This window comes from Massilia sp. YIM B02763 (assembly GCF_030412015.1).
Classification (GTDB): Bacteria; Pseudomonadota; Gammaproteobacteria; order Burkholderiales; family Burkholderiaceae_D; genus Telluria.
In genome coordinates, this window is sequence record NZ_JASNRD010000015.1 from 94970 (window position 1) to 115838 (window position 20869).

A 20869-nucleotide genomic window follows, 5' to 3' on the forward strand; every position below is an offset into this window, starting at 1 on the left:
GGCGTGGCGAACAATACGCGCCATGAACACGATCCTGTCCGCTGAAGGCCTGGGCACGCTGGCCTATATTTTTCTCGTTTTCCTGCTCGCCGGAACGGTGAAGGGCGTTGTCGGGCTGGGCCTGCCGACGGTGGCCGTGGGCTTGCTGGGCATCGTGATGGCGCCACGCGAGGCGGCCGCGCTGCTCATCATCCCTTCGCTGGTGACGAATGCATGGCAGCTGGCGGCGGGGCCGGGCCTGGCGGACCTGTTGCGCCGCCTGTGGCCGATGCTGGCGGCGATCGTCGCCGGCACGCTGGCGGGCGGGGCGCTGCTGCCGCCAGGCGGCGCGGCGGGCGCGGGGGCGGCGCTGGGCGGCGCGCTCATGCTGTACGCGGCGAGCGGCCTGGCCGCCTTCCGCCTGGACGTGGCGCCGCATGCGGAGCGCCATGCCGGACCGCTCGTCGGCCTGGCGACGGGTCTGATCACGGCGGCGACGGGCGTGTTCGTGATTCCGGCGGTGCCCTACCTGGGCGGTTTGCGGCTGGAGCGGGACGCGCTGGTGCAGGCGCTCGGCCTCGCATTCACGGCGTCCACCTGCGCGCTGGCGGCGGCCTTGCTGCTGGCCGGACAGTGGCGGCTCCATGCGGCTGGCCTGTCGCTGTACGCGCTGGCGCCGGCCCTGCTGGGCATGTGGCTGGGGCAGCACCTGCGCGGCCGCATCCGCCCCGCGCTGTTCCGGCGCTGCTTCTTCGCCGGCTTGCTGGCGCTCGGCCTGCACCTGATGCTGGCGCCGTTCATCCGCTAGCGGGTGCCGGCGCGTCGCCGCCGATGTGCAGCGTCCCGGCGAAGTGCGCGACCAGCGCCTGCATCTTGGCCGCATGCTGGCGGCTGCGCTGCCAGACGAGGTGCAGCGGCAGGCCCGGCGTCGCCAGCGCGGGCAGGATCGCGACCAGCCTGCCTTCGCGGATGCGCTGTTCCACGAGCCAGGTCGCGAGCTGGGCGATGCCCAGGCCGGCCTCGACGGCCGCGACCTGGGCTTCGGCCTGGCCCAGCACGATGCGGCCCTCGACGTGGTGGCGCGTGGGCGGCCTGGCGCCGTCGCGCACGGTCCAGGGGCCCGTGCTGCCGTCGGCGCGGCCGTACAGCACGGCGGCGTGGCCCAGCAGTTCGTCGAAGGAGCGTGGCGTGCCGTGGCGTTCCAGGTAGGCCGGCGCCGCGCAGAAGACCAGTTCCTCGTTGCCCAGGTGGCGGCAGGCCAGCGCCGGCGGCCACGCGTCCGCGCCGCCGATGCGCACGACGAGGTCGATGCCATCCTCGACCGGATCGACGAAGCGGTCGGTGAAGGTGACGTGCGGCGTCACCTGCGGATGCTGCCGAGCGAATGCGAGCAGCGCCGGCATGCCGTGCAAGCGGCCGAAGGTGGCGGGCATGTCGACGCGCAGCCGTCCCGACGGTTCCAGGTGATCCGCCGCCAGCAGCCGCTCGGCGCTGTCCAGCTCTTCCAGCACGCGCACGCAGGTTCGATAGAAGGCGTCGCCGGCATCCGTCATGTCCAGGCGCCGCGTGGTGCGGTCGAACAGCTGCTTGCCGACGCGGGCCTCCAGCCGGGCGATCGCCTTGCCGACGGCCGAATTGGTCAGGTGCAGCCGCTCGGCGGCGGCCGTGAAGCTGCCGGCTTCGGCAACGGCAACGAAAGTCTCAACGCCTTTCAGGCGGTCGGCGGCGCTCATGGCGGTCTATTTCGGAATTTTGTTCTTTAAAGGCTTGGAATTTATATCCAACACGGGAATTCTCGTCTTTTATACCATGCACGCTGGGATTTTTTAAGAAAGCATTGCAATGTCCGGTACCCATTCCGCCGCCCCGGCGGCACGCGCGCCCGTCCAGGGAGGCACCGCGTCGATCACCATCCTCGCCGTGGCGGCCTTCGTCATCGTCACGACGGAATTCCTCATCGTCGGCCTGCTGCCCGCGCTCGCGCGCGACCTCGGCATTGGCGTGGCCAGCGCTGGCCAGCTGGTGACGCTGTTCGCCGTCGTCGTCATGGTCTGCGGACCGTTCCTCACGGCGGCGCTGGCGCACGTCGACCGCAAGCGCCTGTTCGTCGGCATCCTCGTGCTGTTCGCAGCGGCCAACGGCCTCGCGGCGATCGCACCGAACATCTGGGTGCTGGCCGTGGCGCGCCTGCTGCCGGCGCTGGCGCTGCCCGTGTTCTGGGGCACGGCGAGCGACACGGCGGCCCGGATCGCGGGGCCGGGCAAGGGCGGCCGCGCCGTGTCGACCGTCTACCTCGGGATTTCCGCCGCCATGCTGTTCGGGATCCCGCTCGGCACGCTGGCGGCCGACGCCGTCGGCTGGCGCAGCGCGTTCGCGCTGCTGGCCGGGCTGTCGCTGCTGATCGCGCTGCTGATGGCGGCGACGCTGCCGGCCGTGCGCGGCAACGACGCCGCCGCGCCGGGCAGCCAGGCGCAGATCCTGAAAAGCCCGTACTTCCTCGCGAACGTGGCGCTGTCCGTGCTGGTATTTACCGCCATGTTCACCGGCTACACCTACCTCGCCGAAACCTTGGAAAAATCGGCCGGCATCGCCCCGGCGCGGGTGGGCTGGTGGCTGATGGGTTTCGGCGCCGTCGGCCTGGCGGGCAACTGGCTGGGCGGACTGTGGATCGACCGCAAGCCGCTGGCCACGACGGCCCTCTTCAGCGTCGTGCTGGCGCTGGGCATGGCGGGTACGATGGCCTTCGTCGGCCGCTTGCCGGCCTTCGTGGGCGCGCTGGCCGTGTGGGGCGTCGCGAACACGGCGCTGTATCCGATCTGCCAGATCCGCGTGATGAAGGCGGCGACGGGCGGCCAGGCGCTGGCGGGCACGATCAACGTGTCCGCGGCCAACGGCGGCATCGCGCTGGGCGCCGTCGTGGGCGGCGTGAGCATCTCCAACTGGGGTGCCGGGAATATCGGCTACGTGTCCGCCGCCATCGCGCTGCTGGCGGCGCTGGCCGTGCCGCTCGTGGCCGGGATGGCGGCGCCACGCGCATAAAAGCGCGTATCCACCGCCATGACGGGAAACGCGGCGGGCAGGTCCTGCCGCGCCACCTGTTCGAAGCCGTGCTTCTCGTAGAAGCGGTGCGCGGCCAGGAACTTGTCGGTCGTGCCCAGCCAGATGCGGCGCATGCCCATCGTGTGCGCGTGCGCGAGCAGCGTGTCCAGCAGCCGCGCCGCCGTGCCGTACTCCTTCCCCCTGTGGTTCGCCGCGACAAACATCTTGCGCAGCGCGCCGTCGCCATGGCCGCCGTCGTGCAGCCCAATGTCGAGCAGGGCGATGGTGCCGACGACCGTGCCTTCGTCCAGCGCGACCCAGAAGCCGCCGCCGCCTTGCTGGTAGAAGCCCGCGATGTCTAGCAGGTCGGGCTGGTCGGCCAGCGTGACCGGGATGCCGAATTCCGCCTGCTGGATCGGAAGGATGACGTCGACGACGCCGGCGGCGTGGGGTGGGGAGAAGGGAACGATGTGCATCCCCCCAGCGTAACAGCTTATTTTGCGGGAGTCAGTCCAGGTTCTCGTGGTGCTCCGCCACGCCTTCCTTCCAGTAGGCGGACACGCGCGTGGCCTGGCGCGGAATCCCCTTGTCCGCCAGCAGCTTGCGCACCTGCGCCATCACGAACGCTTCGCCGCCGCCCCAGGCAAAACCGTGGCCGGGCGGCAGCGCCAGCTGTTCCAGCGCCGCCAGCAGCGCATCGGGCGTGTCGAACCAGCGGATGTCGGCGGCGGCGGCGCCGGCAAAGGCGCGGCGGTCGGCGGCGTCGGCCAGCGCCAGCACGAACGCGCGGCTGCCGGCCGGCAGTTCTTCCAGGCGGCGCGAGATCGCGGGCAGGGCGGTGGCGTCGCCCACCAGCAGGTGCCAGGCCGCCTCCATCGGGATGATGAACGAGCCGCGCGGGCCGCCGATCTGCATGCGCTGGCCCGCTTGCGCCCGGCGCGCCCAGTCGGACGCGGCGCCTTCGCCGTGCAGGGCGAACTCCACGACCAGTTCCCGCGCTTCGCGGCTGAAGCGGCGTGGGGTATAGTCGCGCCTCGCCTGTCCACCGTTGCCGTCGTCGAAGAAGAATTTCACATGGTCGTCGAAGGACAGCGAGACGAAGTCGGCCAGCGCCTCGCCCTGGAACGTGACGGCGACGAAGCCGGGGCTCAGCGGCTCGACGCGCGCGACTTCGAGGTCGCGCAGCTTGAGTTCGTGGCGCACGCGCTGGATTTCCGGTGCGGCGGCGTTGGTGTGCGTGGCATCCTGTTGCATCGTTGCTCCAAAATTAGTTGATAATGTCCACCATTATGCAAAGCAAAGTTGATAAAGTCAACCAATCCCCTGCCGCAGGCGAGGTCATCGAGGCCATGCACGCGATCATGCATCTGTTCCGCTCGGCGCGGCAGCGCAGCCTGCGCGACGGCGCCCACGAGCTGGCCCATATGGAGGCGAAGGCGCTCGGCTACTTCGCGCGCCATCCCGGCGCTACCCAGAGCGACATGGTGGCGCACGCGGGCCGCGACAAGGCCCAGGTGGCGCGCCTGATCCGCACGCTGCGCGAGCGTGGCCTGGTCGACGCGACGGTGGACGAACAGGACCGCCGCATCACGCGGCTGGCGCTGACGCCGGCCGGCGAGGCCATGCACGCGGCCCTGCACCAGGACGACGGCCGGCTGGCCGAGGCGGCGCTGGCTGGCATCGGCGAGGCCGAGCGGGCCGCGCTGCTGGCGCTGCTCGACCGGGTACGCATCAACCTGGCGGCACAAGAGGACTGAAACCAACTGTGGTTTTTTTACGCGGGTAATGACACAGCGCAACGATGCAGCTATAGTTTCCTCAAACAAATATTGCTGGAGACGATCGATGCGCTGGTTGAAGACATTACAAGCCCGTCTCGGCGGTACGCGCCTGCGCGGGTCCCTGCGTGGCCTGGTCGCCCATGCGCGGGACGGCAGCATCACGACGGCCATCAACGCCGCGCGCCTGCGCAAGGAAGTCGACCATGCGCTGGGCCGCGCGCGCGAGCAGGCGGCCGCCGCGCAGGCGCTGGCCGGCGCCGCGCGCGAGGTGACGGACCTGTCGGCCGGCGTCAAGGCCGGCACCGACGAGATCGCGGGCACGGCGGGCCGCAACCTCGACGCGGCGCGCGCCTCGATGGGCGAACTGGCCAGCCTGGAGCAACGCATGCGCGCCATCGAATCGCAGGTCGAGGGCTTCGCCGGCACGGTCGAGCAACTGGTCGCGCATTCGCGTGCGATCAGTGAATTCGGCGCCATCATCGACCGCATCGCCAACCAGACCAATCTGCTGGCCATCAATGCCGCGATCGAGGCCGCGCGGGCCGGCAGCGCCGGGCGCGGGTTCGCCGTCGTCGCCGGCGAGGTGCGCCGGCTGTCCCAGCTCGTCAACGAGGAAACGGCCAAGATCGCCGGCGCCAACGGAGAGATGCGCGAACTGGTCGAATCGGCCAGCGGGGCCACGTCCGCCATCCTGGACGGGGTGCACGTGTCGGCGCGCGAGGTGGCGCAGGCCGCCGGCCGCTTCCAGTCCTTCGTCGCCGACTTCGAAAGGATGACGGGCACCGTCAACGAGATGGCGCAGGCGATGCAGGCGCTGGACGGCATCAGCCAGGACATCGGCGTGAAGGTCGGCGACGTGGCCCGCAACGCGTCCGAAGCGGGCAGGGCGATGAACGACGCCTCGCGCCGCGTCGACGAGGTGCGCGCCACCACCGAGGACATCCAGGCCACGCTGGCGGGCTTCCACACGGGCGGCACGCCGTTCGATGCCCTCGTGGAGGCGACCACGGGCCTGCGCGACGAGGTGCGGCGCTGCCTGGAAAGCCACCAGGCGCGCGGCGCCGACATCTTCGACCAGGCCTACCGCGCCATCCCGAATTCGGATCCGCCGCGCTATACCACGTCGTACGACGGCGCCGTCGAGCGCGACCTGCAGGCGCTGTTCGACCGCGTGCTGGGCGCGCTGCCCGGCTGCGCCTATTCCCTCGCCGTCGACAACCGCGGCTACGCGCCGGCGCACAACGCACGGTATTCGCGCCGGCCGACGGGGGTGCGCGAGCACGACCTCGTCAACTGCCGCAACAAGCGCATCTTCGACGACCCGGTCGGAGCGCGGCTGGCCGCCAACCGCAAGCCTTTCCTGTTCCAGACCTATCTGCGCGATACGGGGGAGGTGATCAACGATCTGTCGATGCCGGTGGAGATCGGCGGGCGCCACTGGGGCGCGGTGAGGGTGGGGTTCGATTCCGCGAAGTTGCGCACCGCGTTGCCGCATGCGGCCTAGGCCGGCCTGGGCGAACTGGCCGCCTTGCGCCATCCTGCGCAGGCGCACCGGGTGAGCATGGACGCGCGCGATAGCGCCTCCCGCAACAGCCGGCACCCCCGGGGGATAGCGGCCGGCAAGGTCGAGATGTTCCTACAGCTCCATGCCGAACACCCTGATCAGGGCGAAGGTGGCGATGCCGATGCCGCCGAGCAGCACGACGAAGATCGCGGCCGCCTTCCCACCCGCGCGCAGCAAGGCGCGCGTGTCCATGACCTTTTCCTTCTTGCCCTGGTCGTAATGCCACTTAATGGCGAAAAACATGCCCGTGACGAGCACGACCACCTTGAATGTCACGAAGACGATCGGGATCCAGTCCATGATGTCGATTCTTTCCAAGCGATGACTACATAATCCGAGGCGCATTCCTCGGTACGGCGTTGCGGCAGCTGCATCGTTCGTTAGCGCCACCGTCTTAACTGTGGGGCATACTACTTGAAAGCAATTTCCATACATTGAGACAAAATGTCCCAGTTGAGAACCATGCAAGAAGAAGGCTTGACAACCTGGTATCCGCGATTGGCGGCGCGCGGCGGGCCCCGTTTCCTGCAGATCGCCGATGCGCTGCAGGCGGCCGTGGAAGACGGCTCGCTGAAACCGGGCGACCGGCTGCCGACGCAGCGCCAGTTGGCAGCCCAGCTGGGCGTCGACCTGACGACTGTCACGCGCGCCTACGACGAAGCCAGGCGCCGCAACCTGCTGGAGGGCCGGGGCGCGCGCGGCACGTATGTCGCGGCGGCGAAAGCCGAATTGACGTCGATCCTCGACCTGAGCATGAACACCCCGCCGCCGCCGGACGGCGTGGACTTCGACGACCTGTTGAAACAGGGCCTGTCCCAGGTGCTGATGCGCGCGGACAACGAATTGCTGATGACCTACCACCTGGGCGGAGGCAGCGACGCCGACCGCAAGGCCGGCGCCCGATGGCTCGCGCCGATGTTTGGACAGCTGGACGCGGGGCAGGTGATCGTCTGTCCGGGTGCGCAAGCGGCGATCGCCGCATTGATCCTCGCGCTGACCGAGCCTGGCGACGTCATCCTGGCGGAACCGATGACGTATCCCGGCCTGCTCGCCGCGGCAACCCAGTTCGGCCGCCGCATCGTGGCGGTGCAAGCGGACCGGCACGGGATGCTGCCCGACAGGCTCGAGCAGGCCTGCCGCCAGCACGAGGCTGCGCTGGTCTACCTCAATCCGACATTGCAGAACCCGACCGCCATCACGATGCCGGAACGCCGCCGCAAGGAGCTCGCCGTCGTCGCGCAGCGCTGCAAGCTGCGCATCCTCGAGGACGATCCCTACTGGCTGCTCGCCGATGCCGCGCCGCCGCCCATCGCCGCGTTCGCACCGGAACAGGTCGTGTACGTGTCCACGCTGTCGAAATGCCTGACGCCCGGCTTGCGGATCGCCTTCGTGCTCGTGCGCGACCCGCGCGAAGGCAAACGTTTGCTGGCCGCGCTCAGGTCGTTCGCGCTGATGGCTGCGCCGCTGACGGCTGCACTGGCCACCCAGTGGATCCTCGACGGCTCGGCCGGGCGATTGATGGACGGCGTGCGCAAGGAAGCGCGGCTGCGCCACCGGATGGCGCGCGCTGTGCTGGCGGGACGCTACGGCGGCGCGGGAGACGGCCTGCACGTGTGGCTGCCGTTGCCGGCGTACTGGAATTCCTCGCAACTGGCGCGCGCCGCCGACAGCGAAGGCATCGCCGTGACGCCGGCGGAGGCGTTCGCCACCGGCGGCGCATCCGCGAATGCGATCCGGATCTCGCTGGGCAGCATCCAGGATCGTGCACGCTTGCAGGCGGGGCTGCAACGGCTGTCCGACCTGCTGGCGAGGCGGCCGGAGTCGTTCGGCGCTGCCGTCGTTTGAAGGTTGAGGAAATACTGTGCTTCGTGTGGGAGTGCTCTACCGGGTATTCCCGCTCCACCCAGTGCTCCCCACCTCTACGACGTGGAATCTGACCCGCGCTAAGCTTGCTCGTTATGACAGTCAGTGAACTTTCTCTATCAGCACGATGCTAAACTTGGCCAAGCGGATACGACAGAAAGAGATCAATTGCGTACCAATATAGTCCTTATCGATTTCGAGAGCGTGCAACCTGCATCCCTCAGTCTCCTTGCTGCCGACCACTTCAAACTCAAGTTATTCGTTGGAGCCACGCAGAACAAGCTGCCCTTCGATCTGGTAACGGCAATGCAACGCATGGGGGAACGTGCGGAATATGTCAAGATTGCGGGCGTCGGGCCGAACGCTCTGGACTTCCACATTGCTTACTACATCGGGCGCCTTTCTTGCGGCGAGCCGGACGCTTTCTTTCACATCATCTCAAAGGACAGCGGATTCGATCCGCTCATCCAGCATCTTAAAGACCAGAAGATTTTCTGTGGCCGCTGGCCGTCACTCGAAGCGATTCCAGCAGTGAAAGCGACGCACATTAGGACGCCTGATGAGCGCGCCCGCGTGTTTTTTGGCAGGCTGCAACAGCCAAATGCGACAAAACCGCGTACAGAGAAGACATTACGGAGCTCGGTTGCCGCTCATTTTCAACGACAACTCGCAGATGCCGACGTTTCCGGAGTCATCGATGCCCTACAGGGACTTGGTTACTTGTCCATCATCGGTGGCAAGGTGACGTATGCGTCATCCAACTAGAAATCGAGATTCGACACTTCACCAGAGGACTCTCCTGACTGTATCGAGCGTCCGCTTCGGGGCGTGGGTGGCCGTGCGCGCGCCACGTCGTCGCTTCCCGGTTCGTCAGCCTGTGAAACAGAGCGCCGGGCTATACCGTACCGGCATGAAGCGCGCGAAAGTATTCCGTTTGCAAATGTTTTCGCTAACATGCACAATGTCGTCTCAACAATAATGCGAACGTAGCCGCCACGGTAGCGCTACGCCGGGAGACGAACCGACGCCGCCGGCGCCGGATGGCGCGCCTGCGCCCAGCTTCATCCACGCTTCCTCGGTCGTAACGCCATCCGCCACGCACGGACGCTCCGATTACCTTGCTTTAGAGGACTGGATGAGACCGACCCTGAACCGCACTCTGTTCGCGCTAACATCGGCGTTCGCGATCGCCGCGCCGCTGTACGCCGCGCCCCTCTCGACCCTGGACCGCAACGGCGCCTGGGTCTCCGTCGAGGCCTACGGCCCGAACGTCGTGCACGTGACCATCGCGGTCGACAAGGACGAAGTGCTGAAAGGGCCGGGCTACGGCATCCTGCCGAAGCAGGCCGACAACAGCGCCTTCCGCCATACCTCGGGCGCGGACGGCGACGTGTTCGTCTCGAAGGGCATGACGCTGCGCGTGAATCCGGCGCCGCCGGCGCGCACGCCGAGCCAGGGCGAGAAGTATTTCGCGCCGGCGCTGGCCTCGGTCGGTTTGCAGGTACTGAATGCAAAGGGCGAGAAAGTGCTGGACATGGGCGGTTGGGAAATGTCGCCGCACACGGTCAACGGCGAGAAGACCTACCAGGTCGGCGCTTCGTTTGCCGCCGCGCGCGACGAGCACCTGTACGGCATGGGCCAGAACCAGGAATCGCTGTCCGGCCTGGACCTGCGCGGCCGCGTGCTGGACTGCAAGCACTGGTACGACGCGCCGGGCGGGGAGAGCGTGTGCGTTCCGTTCATGGTGTCCTCGAAAGGCTACGGCATCGTCTGGGACAACCCGTCGGCGACGCGCTTCCAGGGCGCCATCCACGGCCGCACCGTGTTCCAGTCGCAGGTGGGCGAGCGCGTGAGCTTCTTCGTCATCACGGGCAATACCCCGGACGAGCTGTATTCCGGCTATGCGCGCCTGACGGGCAAGACCCCGATCCCGCCGAAGTCGGCATTCGGCCTGATCCAGTCGAAGGCGCGCTACGAGACGCAGGCCGAGGTGCTGCGCGTGGCAAATACCTACCGCCAGAAGAAATATCCGCTGGACGTGATGGTCGTCGACTGGTTCTACTGGACCCGCATGGGCCAGATGGACATCAACCCGGCCGAGTATCCGGATCCGGACGGCATGAACAAGCAGCTGCACGACATGGGGATGGAATCGATCATCTCGATCTGGCCGCGCTACGAAACGTCGGGCCGCTATTTCAACGAGCTTGACCGCAAGGGCTTCCTGCTGAAGGACAAGGACGGCAAGAGCGTCGACGGCCTGCCGTTCCGCTCGGACCGCACGGGCGGCCTGATCGATGCGACCAATCCGAAGGCGCGCCAGTGGTTCTTCGAAAAATCGCGCGACAACATCCTGTCGCACGGCTTCGATTATCCGTGGCTGGACGAGACCGAGCCGGACCTGGTGCCGGACGGCTTCTTCTATTCGATCGGCTCGGGCGACCGCTACCACAACCTGTTCCCGCTCGTGCACGTCGAAGGATTCGCCGACAATATGCGCGCGTGGAAGCCGAACAAGCGCGTGCTGATCCTGTCGCGCGCCGCCTACCTCGGCTCGCAGCGCACCGGCGCACTGTTCTGGTCCTCGGACATCACCTCGACCTGGGAAGCGCTGCAGCGCCAGATCCCGGCGGGCCTGAACATGGTCGCTTCCGGCATCGCGCTGTGGGGCAACGACATCGGCGGCTGGCAGAAGATCCCGCAGACCAGCACCGCCACCAAGGCGCCGCTCGTCGACCCGGCCGGCGCGGAAGACGTCGTGGGCAAGAACCAGGATTATCCGGAACTGATGACGCGCTGGTTCCAGTACGGTACCTTCCTGCCGACGCTGCGATTGCACGGCGACCGCAAGCACGCCGACATCTGGTCCTTCGGCAAGCAGGCCGAGACCATCATGGCGCGCTACGACCAGCTGCGTTACCAGCTGATCCCGTACATCTACAGCCAGGCCAAGTTCACCCACGACACGGGCGCGCCGTTCATGCGTCCGCTGTGGATGGACTTCGGCACCGACCCGAACGTCGCCAACATCGGCACCCAGTACATGTTCGGCCCAGCCTTCCTGGTGGCACCGGTCACGGAGCAGGGACAGACGGAGAAGGACGTGTATCTTCCGGCCGGCACCGACTGGTATGACTTCTGGACCAATGAAAAGTTCAGCGGAGGCCGCTGGATCAAGGCCCAGGCCCCGATCGACCGCATCCCGGTCTTCGTGAAAGCCGGTTCCGTGATCCCGATGGGCGCCGACGTCCAGTCGACCCGCGGCAAGCAGGCCATCGCCCAGGTGCTCGTCTATCCGGGCAAGGACGGCGAGTTCTCGCTGTACGACGACGACGGCGTGTCGTACGACTACGAGAAGGGCAAGTCGACCGTGACGAAGCTGCGCTGGAACGATGCGTCGGGCAAGCTGAGCGGCGATGCCGGCATGGCGAAGCTGGTGAAGGTGGCCGGCAAGTAAGCTGTCCGGCCCTGGAAACGACAAGCCCCTGCTCGACGGCAGGGGCTTTTTTTATTGCCGGTGCGCGTCGCTGCGCGAGGCATCAATGATCGTAGCTGAGCACCCGCAGCAGCTTCCATTGGCCGCCATCGCGCTCCCACACCATCGAAAACCGGTACACGCCGCAGCTTTCCGGCTCGGCAGGCGAGGGCTTGTTGCAAAAGCGGTGCTTGCCGATGTGCATGGCGTGGTCGGGCCCGGTGGGAAATACTTCGACCGTCTCAGGCATCGCCTCGCGCCGCACGCGGGCAGGAGCGGCGAAGTTTTTTTCGAAGATGGCGATGTTCTCGGCGTAGCCGGTGACGCCGCTACGGTCGTGATAGAACTCGAGGCGCGGGCTGAAGCCGGATTTCAATCGGCCGATGTCGCGCCGGTTCAGTCCTTCGAACAGGCGGGCGTCGGCGGCCACGATCTCGGCTGTCAATTGTTCCCGCGACTGCGTGCCCGCGTCCGCCGACGCAGCGCTTCCTGCCGCCGCCAGGCATAGTGCCGCCGCCATCCTGTTCATGTTCGCCTCCGTCTCGTTGGAATGACGCGACTATGCCAGCGCGGCACGCCGCCCGCACGCCGGTTCCGACGAACGGTCGGAACGATGGCGCGAACGGCGCGACCGAGCTTCACGACTCTTGAAATTCCCCGGCCGTCCCCATCTGGTCCGTATCGCGGCCCGGCCGCTTCTCTACGGAACCCCATGCGACTCTTCCTGCGCAGCCTCGCCGTCGCCCTGGTCCTGATCGCGGCCGAGGCCGTGCTGCGCCCATGGCTGGAAGGCGTCGCCTACGCGATCCGCCTGGCCTCGCTGCCTGCGCCCGGCGTGCTCCCGGTGCCAGTGGCCGGGGTCAAGCCATCGCAACTGGCCGATACCTGGGGCGGGGCGCGCAGCGAAGGACGCAAGCACGAGGGCATCGACATCTTCGCCAGGCGGGGCACGCCCGTGCTGTCCAGCACGGAAGGCATCGTGCTGCGGGTCGGGACCAACCGCCTCGGCGGCCAAGTCGTGTGGGTGCTTGGGCCTGGCGGCCAGCGTCATTATTATGCCCACCTGGACCGCTACGGCGACGTCCATGCCGGCAAGCGCGTGGCGCCGGGAAGCGTGGTCGGCTACGTCGGCAATACGGGGAACGCCCGCACCACGCCGCCGCACTTGCACTATGGCATTTATGAAGCGGAAGGTGCCGTCAATCCCTATCCTTTTCTGCATCCGCGCAACGCTCGCTAAATGTTCGCGCGAAATAAACGGAAAATTCGAAAACCGCATCCGCGCTGAAATATAATCGGCCTCCAATAGACATCTAATGCTTTGAGGCTCGATATGGCGCGCAATGTGCGTCGCGAACACTTGGTGTCGCGGCATCTTGAGGTAGCACTGGTGTACAAGGAAATGCTGGGCGTCGACGAAGCCATGGCCTATCTCGAGCGAGAAAACATTCCGAAAGGAATGGCGGAACGGTATCTCCACGCCGCGAGCAAGCCGGTCCCCGGCGGCGACGCCGATGCGGCGCCTCCGCCGCAAGCCAGTTGCCGGCGCAGGAATCACGTGCACGATGCCATCGTCGAAGCCGCCCTGAAGATCGAACGCAAGATGGGCACGGCGTCCGCGCTTGCCTTGCTGCGCAATGAACAGGTTCCGGAAAACGTGATCCTGCGGCTGGCTGCCGAAGGTCCCCGCCAGCTCCGCCTGCGCGAAGCATCCGGCGACGACGCGCTGCGCTGATGGCCGCGATGAGCGGCTCGCAGGCGCGCGTCCACCCTGTCCCCAACATCACCTGACGATCGGCATAATCCTACACGCGCACGACTGAGGACGACGGAACGCCCGCCCGCACTACAATCGTGCGTATGCGAGGAGGGTAGGTCCGTGCCGATGGATACTGCGGTTCAACAAAGAAATACGCTCGAAGGCCAGCTGCGCCGCGATACCGTGCTGTGGCGCTACCTGGACGCCGCCAAGCTGTTCGACTTCTTCGAGAATTCCACGCTGTTCTTCTGCCGCGCCGATCATTTCTCGGATAAGTTCGAGGGCGCGTTCACACCCTCGCTGCGCGAGCAGATCAGCCGTGCCCATGCCTGCGGCGAGATCGGCTACGACTACGAGCAGTTCAAGCGGCGCATGCGCGAATCCGTGTTCATCAATTGCTGGCACCGCAACCAGGACGACAGCGCTGCGATGTGGGCGCTGTACGGCAAGTCCGACTGCGCGGTGGCGCTGACCACCACCGTGGGCCAGCTTGCCGACGTGCTGGAGGGTATCTCCGAACACAAGACTTCGATCGTGCGCGTCGAATACGTGAAGCACTGGCGCGACCCCAAGCTCGACGTGTCGCCCGACTACACGCGCATCTTCGCCTACAAGACCAAGGCCTACGAGTACGAAAAGGAAGTGCGCGTGGTGGTGGACCGCAGCGGCGACGAGGCGGGGCCGCCCGCCGATCCGGGCATCGTGGTGCCGGTCGATGCGACGCGGCTGCTGCGCAGCATCGTCATCGCGCCGGACGCGCCGCCCTGGTTCGAGCAGCTGGTGCGGCAGTCGGCCGGGCGTTACGGGGTGAGGGCGCCGGTGCGCAGGTCGAAGCTGGCGACGGATCCGATTTGATCGTCAGTGTGACTCCGTCGTCCCTGCGCAGGCAGGGACCCATGCTGAAGCGCAGAATTCGATATCCTGGAAGTACCCGACGGCTTCCAACATACCGGCTTCGGACGCTCGGCACGGGTCACCGCCTGCGCGGGGACGACGTATTGGATGCTCAAGCCGCCCGGTGCGTCGCGCTCTCCGGCGGCGCCACGCCCGTCGCTTCGGCCACGCTGCTTTCGTTCGCGTAGCTGTCGCCGCCCATGCCGTCGTCGTGGTGGAAGGGTGCGAACCAGGTCGCGAGGAAGGACGGTATCGTGGCCACCATCACGAACACGAAGTAGCCGACATAGCCCATCATCTCCTGCAGGTGGCCGCTGACCACGCCCGTGATCATATTGCACAGTCCCATCAGGCCCGTGCCGAACGCGTAGTGGGTGGTCGTGTACTTGCCCGGCGCGAGCTGCTGCATCAGGTAGATCATGAAGCCGACGGAGCCAAAGCCGAAGAAGAATTTTTCGATGACGACGCCGGCGGTGATCGCCAGGGTGCTGGTCGGCAGCAGGATCGCCATCGCCAGGAAGGTCGCGTTCGGGATGTTCACGGCGCAGCACAGCACGAACAGCACGCGCTTCAGGCCCCGCTTGGCCACGTACATGCCGCCCAGCAGGGAACCCAGCAGCACGGCCACCAGGCCGTAGGTGCCGTAGACGATGCCCAGCTGCTCGTTCGACAGGCCGAGGCCGCCCTTGCTGGCCGCGTCGACCATGAAGAAGGGGCCGATCTTTTCCAGCAGGCCGATGCTGACCCGGAACAGCAGGGCGAACGCGACCATCTTCCACACGTCGCGCTTCTGGAAGAAGGTGACGAAGGAATCCCACAGGATCGCGCCGGCGCCGCGCAGGCTGGTCGGCGTGTTCTCGGCGCGCGCGCCTTCCGGCATCACGCGCACGTGCCACAGCGCCATCAGCACGATGATGGCGGCGACGATGAAGAAGATCACGCGCCAGGCATCCATCCAGTCCGGCCCGAATACCTTCGGGTCGTGGTGGAACACCTCGACGTGCAGCTTGCCGCTCAGGTAGACGAGCAGGCCCGAGGCAACGATGGGGCCGATGTTCCACGACAGGCTCTGCACGCCGCAGTACAGCGATTGGGCGCGCGTGTCGAGCGAGGTCACGTAGACGCCGTCGCTGGCGATGTCCTGGGTGGCGCCGATGAAGGACATCACCCAGAACAGCGGCAGCATCAGCGCCATCCAGTTGGGCATGCCCATGGCCAGCGCGGCCGCGGCGAAGCCGATGCCGACCAGCGCCTGGGTGCACAGCACGAAGAATTTCTTGGTGCGGTACATCTCGACGATGGGTGCGAACAGCGGCTTGATCGTGTACGCGAGGATCAGCATGCTGGAATACGCGGCGGCGTCGCCGTTGTTCATGCCCAGGTTCTTGAACATGATGGCGGTCACGCTGGTCAGCATGATGTAGCCGAGGGCCATCGTGAAATAGCCGGTCGGGACCCACAGCAGCGGGTGGCGGGAACGTTCAGGCGTGGACATGGGGCGGGGCGGTGACGGAATCGATCGGGGCGCGCTGGAGTGCCGCGCGCGCGTCGAGCAGGCGGTCTTCGAGCAGCGCGGCGGCGCCGGCCAGCGCCGGGTAGGGCGCGTGGATCACGAAGCAGGGGATCTGCGCGGTGAAGCCGGAGAAGCGGCCCTTGTTCTCGAAGCGGGCGCGGAACGGAGAACGGGCGAACCAGTCGCCCAGGCGCGGCACGACGCCGCCGCCGATATAGATGCCGCCGCGCGCGCACAGCGTGACGGCGACGTTGGCGGCCATCGTGCCGAGCATGCCGCAGAAGACCTCCAGCGTCTCGACGCACAGGGCGTCGCTGCCGGCAAGGCCGCGTTCGACGATCTGCGCCGGCTCCAGTGCGGCAATGGGAAACTGAGCAGGAGCATGCGCGGCGCCGCCGCGCGCGGCCAGCGCTTCGTGGATCAGGGCCAGGCCCGGACCGGAGACGAGGCGCTCGGCCGACACGTGCGGCCACTTGGTCCAGCAGTACGACAGGATCGCCTGCTCGCGCTCGTCCGCCGGCGAAAAGGCGACGTGGCCGCCTTCGCTGGCCAGCACGGTCCAGCGCGATCCGTTCGGGATCAGGCCGCCGACGCCCAGCCCCGTGCCGGCGCCCACCAGGCCGATCACGGCGTTCGCGTGCGGCGCCTGGCCGCCCACCTGCACGAGGTCGGACGCGGGCAGCTGCGGCACCGACATCGACAGGGCGGCGAAGTCGTTCACCACCAGCAGCGTGTCCAGGCCCAGGCTCGTGCGCGCCGCCTCGATCGAGAACTGCCAGCAGTGGTTGGTCATCTTGACGAAGTCGCCATCGACGGGGTTGGCGATGGCGACCGCCGCGTGGCGCAATTCCTGGGCCGCGCCCGGGTGGCGCGCCAGGTAGGCGCGCACGGCGTCGGTGAATTCCGCATAGTCGGCGCAGGCCAGCGTGGCGACTTCCTCGATGCGGCCGGGGCCGCGCTGCAGCGCGAAGCGGGCATTGGTGCCGCCGATGTCGGCCAGCAGCCGGGGGCCGCCGAACAGCACGTCGTCCATGGCATCCCTCATGTCAGGCAGCCTGCAGCGCAGCGCGCTGGCCGGCGATGAAGTCGCGGTACCACAGGGCGCTCGCCTTGGGCGTGCGCTCCAGGGTCTCGTAGTCGACCCAGACGATACCGAAGCGCTTGGCATAGCCGGAGTTCCATTCGAAATTGTCCATCAGGCTCCACAGGAAGTAACCGCGCACGTCGATGCCCTTGTCCATGGCGTCCTTGAGGGCTTCCAGGTGGGTGCGCACGTACTCGATGCGCACCTGGTCGTCGATCTCGCCGTTTTCCACGCGGTCGACGGCCGCCATGCCGTTTTCCGTAATGTACACCGGCGGCAGGTCGGGGTACTCGTCTTTCAGTTGCACCAGCAGCTCGGTCAGGCCCTGCGGGTAGATCTCCCAGCCCATGTCGGTGAAACCGTTGCCGCCGACGGGTTTCGGCGGAGGCACCTGGGCGCTCATCACTTCGCGGCGGTAGTAGTTCACGCCCAGGAAGTCGATCGGCTGGGCGATGATGTCGAAGTCGCCCTCGTGGACGTCGGGCGCGTTGGCGCCGTGCGCCTGCAGCGACAGCTCCGGGTAGCGCTTCTTGAAGATCGGGTCCATGAACCATTCGATCGAGTTCGCCCATTCCAGCGCGGCCAGGCGCTTGTCGGCCTCGCTGTCGGTCGCCGGATCGGCGGTCCACTGGTTCAGCACGATGCCCAGCTCCGCCTTGGTGCGGGTGGCGCGCATGGCCTTCATCGCCAGGCCGTGCGAGAGCAGCAGGTGGTGCGAAACCTGGATCGCCTGTTTTTTATCGGCCACGCCCGGCGCGAACTGGCCGTTGCCGTAGCCGAGGTTGGCGGTGCACCACGGTTCGTTGTGGGTGGCGATCGTGGCCAGGCGGTCGCCGAAGCGGCGCGCCACTTCGTGCGCGTAGTCGGCGAAGCGGTGCGCCGTGTCGCGCGACATCCAGCCGCCGTCGTCCTGCAGGCCTTGCGGCAGGTCCCAGTGGTACAGGGTCAGGTGGCCCGCCATGCCTTTTTCGTCGAGCGCGTCGAGCAGGCGCTTGTAGAAATCGAAGCCGGCCTCGTTCCACGCGCCCTTGCCGGTCGGCTGCACGCGCGCCCACGCCATCGAGAAGCGGTAGGCATCCACGCCCAGCGACGCCATCAGGGCGACGTCGTCGCGGTAGCGGTGGTAGTGGTCGCAGGCGACGTCGCCGTTGCTGTGGTCGATGATCTTGCCGGGCGTGTGCGAAAAGGTGTCCCAGATCGACGGGCCCTTGCCGTCGGTGTCGTGGGCGCCTTCGATCTGGAAGGCGCTGGTGGCGACGCCCCAGGTGAAATTGCGGGGAAAGTGAAGGGAATCGGTCATGGTGGTCCGGGAATGAGTGGGCGCCGGCATGGATGCCGGCAGCCTTGAAAACGATAACATACTGGATGGCGGCGGGCCGGGGCGCCGCTTTCGCGCTGCCCCGGCCCGGATGCGCCGGATCAGAAATCGACGCCGGTATTGAAGCCGAAGGTGCGCGGCGGCTGGTACTGGCCGACCCACGCGCCGAAGGCGTTGCTGGCGCTGGTCTTGATCTTTTCGTCGCTGACGTTGCGCACGAACAGGTCGAGCCACCACTTGTCGCGGCTGTAGCGCAGGCCGAGGTCGGCGCGGCCGAACTCCTTCTGGCGGTCTTCCGGACCCAGGTCGAACACGGACAGCGTGGTCTTGGTCTCGTAGTGGGCCGAGATGCGCGGCGCCAGGGTCTCGCCGTCGCCCAGGCGGAACACGTGCTGGTACTGCACGTGGGCCGAGAACTTCGGCGTGTGCGGCATGGTGTGGCCGGTCACGTCCAGGCAGGTGCTGATGCCGGGGACGCTGCAGGCCGGCAGCACGTAGTCGTTGGAGCCGCCAATCAGGTGGCCCAGCTTGGCGTGCGGCGTGAAGGTCAGCGCGGCCAGGATGCGGTCGTCCGGGCTCAGCTTGGCCGTGATCTCCGACTCCAGGCCGTAGATCTTGGCGCCTTCGGCGTTGTTGGTGGCCAGGCCGCGGGTGCCGTCCGGGTTGGTCACCGGGGCGCTGAACTGGAAGCCGCGGAAGCGCTCGTAGAACAGCGCGTTGTTGATCTGCAGGGCGCCGTTCAGGAACGTGCTCTTGTTGCCGATCTCGTAGTTGGTCAGCGTCTCGTCGCCGTACGGACGGCCGCCGTCCTGCAGGCCGCCCGACTTGTAGCCGGTCGACACGCTGGCGTAGACCATGTTGCGGCGGTCGATGTCGTAGCTCACGCGCGCCAGGCCGGTCCACTTGCTGCCCGTGTACTCGCCCGAGTTGGACGGGTTGTTCGGGGTGTAGCCCTGGCCCGGGCGGGTCGGGTCGATCTGCGGCGAGACCGGGACCTGCGGCACGGTCGGATCGCCGTTCCAGCTGTAGCCGTTGCCGCCTTCGTTGGTGCGCTTGTCGTGCGTGTAGCGCGCGCCGCCGGTCAGGTGCAGGCTGTCGTTGATGTTCCAGGTGGCCTGGCCGAAGGCGGCCGACGATTTCACGGTCTCTTTCGGCTGGATGAAGGAACCCTGCCAGTTGACGGTGCCCGACTGGGTGCCGTTGAAGATCGGGATGTCGAAGCGGATGCTGTTGTCCTCGGCGCCGTAGTACAGGCCCAGCTGCCAGTCCACCGTGCGCTTGCCCAGCGACTGCAGTTCCACTTCGTGGCTGTAGTTCTTGTAGTGCGACTGCACGGTATTGTTGGCCTGGTAGGTGGCGCCTGTCGAGAAGCTGGTCGGGATCGCCACGCCGGCGTCCTGGTCGTAGGTCGAGCTGCCGTCGAACTTCGACCAGCCGGCGATGTAGGTCAGGCCCATCTCCGGGGTCAGCTCGTACTCCAGGCGCGAACGGACCGAGTCGGTGTCGCGCTTGAGCGTCGGCGCAACGTCGGCCAGCGTCGACCAGAAGTCCTGGCCGGGACGCGGGTTCTGCATCAGGTTCATCGGCAGCGTGCCGCGGTCGGCGAAGCGCTCGTAGGCGATGTTCCAGTGCAGCTTGTCGGTCGGCTGCCACAGGAAGGACAGGCGCACGGCCGTCTGGTCCTGCGAATTGTACTTGTCGCCGCTGTTGACGAACTGGCCGGCATTGATCGGCTGGAACTTGGCCGGATCGCCGCCGCTGGCGGCCCAGGCCGCGCGCTGGCTGTCCAGCGGGATGTTCGGCAGGCGCTGGTAGTCGACGTAGCCGTCGTGCTGCTCGTGCACGAAGGCGACGCGCATCGCGGCCTTCTCGCCCAGCGGGATGTTGACGGCGCCGCGCGCGCCGTAGCGCTTGTAGTCGCCCAGGCCGATCTCGGCGCTGCCGCTGTGGCTGCCCAGCTTCGGCTTGGCGGTCTGCATGTTGACGGCGCCGACGGTCGAGTTGCGGCCCCACAGCGTGCCCTGCGGGCCACGCAGCACTTCGATGGTGTCGAGGTCGAACAGCAGGCTGGTGGCGCCTTCCGGACGCGGCGAGTACACGCCGTCGACGAACACGGCGACCTCGGGGTCGGCGTATTCGGTCTTGGCGCTGTCGTTGCCGATGCCGCGCATGGTAAAGGTGGTGACGCCGTGGTCGCCCTGGCCGGTGGCCTGGAAGCCCGGTACCAGGCTGACCACGTCGAGCAGGGTCTGGACGTGGTTGTCTTCCAGCGTCTGCGCGTTCAGCGCGGTGACGGCGATCGGGGTCTTCTGCAGCGAGGTGGAACGTTTGGTCGCGGTCACGATGACTTCGGCCACCTTGCCGTTGTCGGCGATCTGGGCGGTCGGGGCGGTCTGCGCCGCCGGGGCGCCGGAACCTGCGGGCACGGCCGGATCAGTCGCCTGGGCATGGGCGTTCGCGGCCGCGAAACCGGTGCACAGGGAGAGGATGGCGAATTGAATCGGCGTGACGATGCGCCGGCCGTGGGGGGCGGTCTTCTTCATTACTACAGTCTCCAAATAATTATGCGCGCGTCGGGGCGCGCGGCGATGGCTTGGCGA

19 protein-coding genes are annotated in these 20869 nt (G+C 67.2%); 10 read left to right on the plus strand and 9 right to left on the minus strand.

Going from position 1 to position 20869, the window contains the following annotated elements:
• The first annotated feature begins 22 nt into the window (after window positions 1-22).
• Entirely contained in the window at window positions 23-787 is a 765-nt protein-coding gene (locus QPK32_RS18440; protein ID WP_290414243.1) for a sulfite exporter TauE/SafE family protein, read from the plus strand.
• Here QPK32_RS18440 and QPK32_RS18445 read toward each other — a convergent pair.
• A complete protein-coding gene (locus QPK32_RS18445) occupies window positions 777-1712 on the minus strand; it encodes a LysR substrate-binding domain-containing protein (RefSeq protein WP_290414244.1) in 936 nt (311 codons plus the stop codon). The two genes, QPK32_RS18440 and QPK32_RS18445, sit on opposite strands and share 11 nt — an antisense overlap.
• A gap of 109 nt (window positions 1713-1821) precedes the next feature.
• Here QPK32_RS18445 and QPK32_RS18450 point away from each other — a divergent pair, with 109 nt between their 5' ends.
• A complete protein-coding gene (locus tag QPK32_RS18450; RefSeq protein WP_290414245.1) occupies window positions 1822-3018 on the plus strand; it encodes an MFS transporter in 1197 nt (398 codons plus the stop codon).
• Here QPK32_RS18450 and QPK32_RS18455 read toward each other — a convergent pair.
• Both QPK32_RS18455 and QPK32_RS18460 read right to left on the minus strand, forming a co-directional pair.
• Window positions 2940-3494: a GNAT family N-acetyltransferase gene (locus QPK32_RS18455; RefSeq protein ID WP_290414246.1), complete on the minus strand. Its 555-nt coding sequence runs from the start codon at window positions 3492-3494 to the stop codon at window positions 2940-2942. The two genes, QPK32_RS18450 and QPK32_RS18455, sit on opposite strands and share 79 nt — an antisense overlap.
• Before the next feature lie 31 nt (window positions 3495-3525).
• Window positions 3526-4272 (minus strand): siderophore-interacting protein, encoded by a 747-nt coding sequence (locus QPK32_RS18460; RefSeq protein ID WP_290414247.1) that lies wholly within the window; start codon window positions 4270-4272, stop codon window positions 3526-3528.
• A 107-nt stretch (window positions 4273-4379) separates the two neighbouring features.
• Here QPK32_RS18460 and QPK32_RS18465 point away from each other — a divergent pair, with 107 nt between their 5' ends.
• Together QPK32_RS18465 and QPK32_RS18470 are read left to right on the plus strand one after the other, a co-directional pair.
• On the plus strand, window positions 4380-4775 hold the full coding sequence (locus QPK32_RS18465; RefSeq protein ID WP_290414248.1) for a MarR family winged helix-turn-helix transcriptional regulator: 396 nt from the start codon (window positions 4380-4382) through the stop codon (window positions 4773-4775).
• 88 nt (window positions 4776-4863) lie between these two features.
• Window positions 4864-6303, plus strand: a complete 1440-nt coding sequence (locus QPK32_RS18470) for a methyl-accepting chemotaxis protein (protein WP_290414249.1) — start codon at window positions 4864-4866, stop codon at window positions 6301-6303.
• Window positions 6304-6435: 132 nt separating this feature from the next.
• Here the strand turns inward: QPK32_RS18470 and QPK32_RS18475 are convergent, their stop codons facing one another.
• Window positions 6436-6663, minus strand: coding sequence for a hypothetical protein (locus QPK32_RS18475; protein WP_290414250.1), 228 nt, complete (start codon window positions 6661-6663; stop codon window positions 6436-6438).
• Between the two features lie 144 nt (window positions 6664-6807).
• Between QPK32_RS18475 and QPK32_RS18480 the strand changes: the two genes are divergently transcribed.
• The 3 genes from QPK32_RS18480 (at window position 6808) to QPK32_RS18490 (ending at window position 11683) form a co-directional block, all read left to right on the plus strand.
• On the plus strand, window positions 6808-8208 hold the full coding sequence (locus QPK32_RS18480) for a PLP-dependent aminotransferase family protein (protein WP_374046767.1): 1401 nt from the start codon (window positions 6808-6810) through the stop codon (window positions 8206-8208).
• Window positions 8209-8331: 123 nt separating this feature from the next.
• On the plus strand, window positions 8332-8991 hold the full coding sequence (locus tag QPK32_RS18485; RefSeq protein WP_290414252.1) for a PIN domain-containing protein: 660 nt from the start codon (window positions 8332-8334) through the stop codon (window positions 8989-8991).
• A 370-nt stretch (window positions 8992-9361) separates the two neighbouring features.
• The gene (locus QPK32_RS18490) at window positions 9362-11683 is read left to right on the plus strand and encodes a glycoside hydrolase family 31 protein (RefSeq protein ID WP_290414253.1); all 2322 of its coding nucleotides are present in this window, start codon (window positions 9362-9364) and stop codon (window positions 11681-11683) included.
• A gap of 82 nt (window positions 11684-11765) precedes the next feature.
• On the opposite strand, the gene QPK32_RS18495 is transcribed toward QPK32_RS18490, so the two are convergent.
• Window positions 11766-12230 (minus strand): nuclear transport factor 2 family protein, encoded by a 465-nt coding sequence (locus tag QPK32_RS18495; RefSeq protein WP_290414254.1) that lies wholly within the window; start codon window positions 12228-12230, stop codon window positions 11766-11768.
• A gap of 183 nt (window positions 12231-12413) precedes the next feature.
• Between QPK32_RS18495 and QPK32_RS18500 the strand changes: the two genes are divergently transcribed.
• The 3 genes from QPK32_RS18500 (at window position 12414) to QPK32_RS18510 (ending at window position 14315) form a co-directional block, all read left to right on the plus strand.
• Window positions 12414-12941, plus strand: a complete 528-nt coding sequence (locus QPK32_RS18500; RefSeq protein WP_290414255.1) for a M23 family metallopeptidase — start codon at window positions 12414-12416, stop codon at window positions 12939-12941.
• A gap of 93 nt (window positions 12942-13034) precedes the next feature.
• On the plus strand, window positions 13035-13436 hold the full coding sequence (locus QPK32_RS18505) for a hypothetical protein (RefSeq protein ID WP_290414256.1): 402 nt from the start codon (window positions 13035-13037) through the stop codon (window positions 13434-13436).
• A gap of 144 nt (window positions 13437-13580) precedes the next feature.
• Complete coding sequence (locus tag QPK32_RS18510) at window positions 13581-14315, plus strand: DUF2971 domain-containing protein (RefSeq protein ID WP_290414257.1); 735 nt, start codon at window positions 13581-13583, stop codon at window positions 14313-14315.
• A gap of 151 nt (window positions 14316-14466) precedes the next feature.
• Here QPK32_RS18510 and QPK32_RS18515 read toward each other — a convergent pair whose 3' ends face one another.
• From QPK32_RS18515 to QPK32_RS18530, 4 genes are all read right to left on the minus strand, one after another.
• Window positions 14467-15849 (minus strand): MFS transporter, encoded by a 1383-nt coding sequence (locus QPK32_RS18515; RefSeq protein ID WP_290414258.1) that lies wholly within the window; start codon window positions 15847-15849, stop codon window positions 14467-14469.
• A complete protein-coding gene (locus QPK32_RS18520) occupies window positions 15836-16912 on the minus strand; it encodes a glucokinase (RefSeq protein WP_290414259.1) in 1077 nt (358 codons plus the stop codon). Before QPK32_RS18520 ends, QPK32_RS18515 begins: the two co-directional genes overlap by 14 nt.
• A 1-nt stretch (window position 16913) precedes the next feature.
• Complete coding sequence (locus tag QPK32_RS18525) at window positions 16914-18251, minus strand: GH1 family beta-glucosidase (RefSeq protein WP_290414260.1); 1338 nt, start codon at window positions 18249-18251, stop codon at window positions 16914-16916.
• Between the two features lie 119 nt (window positions 18252-18370).
• Window positions 18371-20812: a TonB-dependent receptor gene (locus tag QPK32_RS18530; protein WP_290414261.1), complete on the minus strand. Its 2442-nt coding sequence runs from the start codon at window positions 20810-20812 to the stop codon at window positions 18371-18373.
• Window positions 20813-20869 lie beyond the last annotated feature (57 nt).